The following is a 3,774-nucleotide window of genomic DNA, read 5'->3' as shown; positions in this document are numbered from 1 at the left end:
TGACATCCGCTCAAAACAAAGCTAAATAGAAACATGAATACTACTGTGAAAATCTGTATTTTTTTCATAAAAACCTCTTTTCACCATTATAAAAAGAAAAATTACATTTCCTGACGCCACTCCGCATCATTTCTAAAGCGCTGAAGGTCTGCATCTGTAGTAATCTTATAGTTATTCTCATCTCCTGTGATCATGACTATCTTCATGCCGTCCATTATTGCAGGCTCACTGCTTCCATGGATGTGATCCATCTGGGCTGGTGTGAGCTTTTTGTTGGCAGCAAGATACTTGCCAAACCTGAATACTTCAGGGGCCTGACCTGCCAGAACCTTAGACCTTTCAAGAAGAGTAGTAATGTGCTTGCCATCCTCTGACATATAAACGGTATCTTTCATCTTAAGAACAGGTATAGCACCGTCCGCATTATCTGCTGCCTCTATGCAGGTATCAAGCATAAGTCTTGTCATGCAAGGCCTTGCAGCATCTATTATCGCTACAAGATCTCCATCACCTATAGAACCCTCCAGCTTTTCGAGACCATTTAAAACAGACATCTGCCTGTTAAACCCGGGCATAGCATATTTGATCTCAACGCCATGTCTTCCAAAATCGCGAATCGCAGATCCCACGCACCCGCTGACAAGATCCTTGTACTCCTTGGCACATACAATTACGACCATGTTAATTAAAGGATCCTCAATAACGGTATCAATTACATACGAAATAAGCGGCCTTCCGCATATTTCAACGTACTGCTTGGGCGTATTGGTACTACTTATACGCGCACCAACTCCGCCTGCCAGGATAATTGCTGAACAGGAAATAACACTCATATGGGTACCCTCACTTGAATTTTATTTTCCGATATTTATTTCGACATAAATATCAATTTATAAACAGTTTTAATTAATGATATTGAAAAATGTTTTTATAAAACTACTCATGTATAAAAAATAATAATTGTAGTAATATAATTATCGGTCTTATTAAGCACATAATTCATAACACGAGGTTAAAATGAAACAGTTATTAAAAAAAGAACCTGTTACAATAATATCTTTGATCCTTGCGATCATAAGTGCTTTCTTCGTATTACCGGATAGAGAATATATTAATTATATAGATACAAGAACTTTAAGTATACTACTTTGCCTTATGCTTGTTATGGCCGGGCTTCGCAAGGAAGGCGTATTTAAGAGCATAGGTCAAAATCTTCTTGACAAAACAACTACCAAAAGAGGCCTTGTGATTGTACTTACTCTTCTTTGCTTTTTCTTTAGTATGCTCATAACCAACGATGTTGCACTTATAAGCTTTGTACCCTTTTCCATAGAGCTTATAAACATGATGGACGATGAAGATAAGACAAAGAGACAATCTGCCGCTTCCTCCAAAAGTGCCACAAAGAAAGAAGATAAAAAGACCTCTTTTGCCATAAAGCTTATAGTTCTTGAAACTATCGCAGCAAATCTTGGAAGCATGCTGACTCCTATAGGCAATCCGCAAAATCTCTATCTGTACTCCCTTACAGGAATGAGTATAGGAGCCTTTATAAAACTGATGCTCCCATATAGTCTGACTTCACTTATAGGACTACTTATCTTTGCTTTTATATTGTTTCCTGTAAAGACTACAAATACAGATGAAACTATAGCAAGAGCCGGCAACGAAGATGAAAATAAAGTGAGCAGATCTTTTTCCGGGAAAAAAATAACAGTCTACCTTGTACTCTTTGTATTAAGCCTTCTTGTCGTAGTACATGTTCTTCCATATCAGGCTGTACTTGTTGCAACCATTATTGCTGTCATGCTAATAGATTCAAAGACCCTTTGGGATGCTGACTATTTTCTACTTTTGACCTTTATATTTTTGTTCATATTCGTTGGAAACATAAAAAGAATAAGCCCGGTAAGAGATGCTATTTACAGCATTCTTAACGGGCGTGAAGTGATAACCTCAGTAGTAGCAAGCCAGTTTATAAGTAACGTCCCTGCTGCCATCCTACTATCCGGAATGACTGACAAACTATCGTCGCTTATAATAGGCACAAACCTCGGAGGCCTCGGAACCCTCATCGCTTCAATGGCAAGCCTTATCTCCTTCAAATTCTATAGCCAGATAGAAGGAAGCGATAAAGGAAAATATCTTGTAGTATTCACAGTTTTAAATCTTATCTTCCTGATAATTCTCTTAGGAATGTATTTTATAATGATGTAGCCAGAAAGCCCATTATCTTTAGATAATGGGTAATTTACTCTATAATCTAAACTAAATCTTGAAAGTAATATTATACATGTAAAGTCCGCATGTCATCAGTATTTCATTACCTTTTTGGCAATGGGAATTCCAATCTTGTAAATGGGATTTTCAAATCGTTTTGCTACATTAACAAGCTCGTCCCTGATGTTAAGATGCTGCGGACAGTGCATCTCGCACTTGCCACATTTTATGCAAAGGCTTGCATTAGACTGTACATTTCTAAGAGTTGTGCACATAACATATTCACGAAATGCATTAAAGTATCCGTCATTAAAGCTTGAATTATATATTGCAAAATTAGTAGGTATATCTACTCCCTTTGGACATGGCTGGCAATAACCGCATCCTGTACAGCCTACCTTAATCTTCTTCCTGATCTTAACAAGAGCATTCTTATAAGCTTCAAGCTCTGCATCACTAAGAGTATCAGATGTAGCTTCACTTGCTGTCTTACAGTTCTCTGTAACCTGGCTTATATCATTCATGCCCGATAATACTACTGTCACTTCCGGATGATTCCATATCCAGCGAAGTCCCCAGTCTACACTGCTTCTTGAAGGATCCACTTTTTCAAATTCCCTTTTGGCTTCTTCAGGAAGATTAGCAAGTCTTCCTCCACGAAGAGGTTCCATTATAACAACAGGGATATCTTTGGAAGCAGCATATTTAAGGCCCTCAATTCCTGCCTGCGCATGCTCGTCCATATAGTTAAACTGAATCTGACAGAAGTCCCAGTCATAGGCATCAATAAGCTCTTTAAAAGCTACTGTTCCTCCATGAAAAGAAAAACCTATATTTCTTATAGCTCCTGACTTCTTTTTCTCCTTTATAAAGTCAAGAACTCCCATATCACACAGACGCTTCCATGTATTTACATCATTAAGCATATGCATGAGATAATAATCGACATGATCAGTCTGAAGGCGAGTAAGTTCTTCAGCAAAATATTTCTCTATATCCTCGCTCTTTTTAAGAAGATAATGAGGAAGCTTTGTTGCGATGTATACCTTATCGCGAATATCATATTTTTTTAAAAACTTACCAAGACACACTTCACTTCCAGGATAAATATAGGCTGTGTCATAGTAATTAACGCCGTTTTGGAATGCTTCATATAATTCCTTTTCTGCCTTCTCCTGGTCTATACCACTACCCTTTTTAGTAAATCGCATACAGCCATAGCCAAGGGCTGACAGCTTATCACCTGATCTTGCACTTTCTCTATACTGCATAAATCCCCTCCGATATTGTCGAAAAAATATTGCCTCTTTTATAATAAAAAATCCGATAAATATTTTCAACAACTAAATTGCGCACCATATTTTAGACTGCAAAATCTGTCTCTTTATTCTTTATTTATGAACTACTTGGCAGGTGAAGCCTCACACGACTGTTATGAAGTGACCTTTGTCAAGACGTAAATTTTGTGCTCAACAAACTTTTTTCAAGACCGTCACATTTATTTGTTCTGTCAGCATTTGAAAGGTGCTCTGATTTAACAGTTCCCGGCATGTG

3 protein-coding genes are annotated in these 3,774 nt (G+C 37.7%); 1 reads left to right on the top strand and 2 read right to left on the bottom strand.

Annotated features, from left to right (window positions below; all coding sequences use genetic code 11):
- Positions 1–101: 101 nt before the first annotated feature.
- Entirely contained in the window at positions 102–833 is a 732-nt protein-coding gene (locus K6G87_RS04580) for an IspD/TarI family cytidylyltransferase (RefSeq protein ID WP_296834493.1), read from the bottom strand.
- A gap of 184 nt (positions 834–1,017) precedes the next feature.
- Here K6G87_RS04580 and K6G87_RS04575 point away from each other — a divergent pair, with 184 nt between their 5' ends.
- A complete protein-coding gene (locus tag K6G87_RS04575; protein ID WP_296834491.1) occupies positions 1,018–2,217 on the top strand; it encodes an SLC13 family permease in 1,200 nt (399 codons plus the stop codon).
- 95 nt (positions 2,218–2,312) lie between these two features.
- Here K6G87_RS04575 and K6G87_RS04570 read toward each other — a convergent pair whose 3' ends face one another.
- Positions 2,313–3,491 (bottom strand): aldo/keto reductase, encoded by a 1,179-nt coding sequence (locus K6G87_RS04570; RefSeq protein ID WP_296834489.1) that lies wholly within the window; start codon positions 3,489–3,491, stop codon positions 2,313–2,315.
- Positions 3,492–3,774: the final 283 nt, after the last annotated feature.

This window comes from Butyrivibrio sp. (assembly GCF_024699075.1).
The sequence above is the reverse complement of the archived record's forward strand: the minus strand, read 5'-3'. Positions and strand labels throughout refer to the sequence as shown.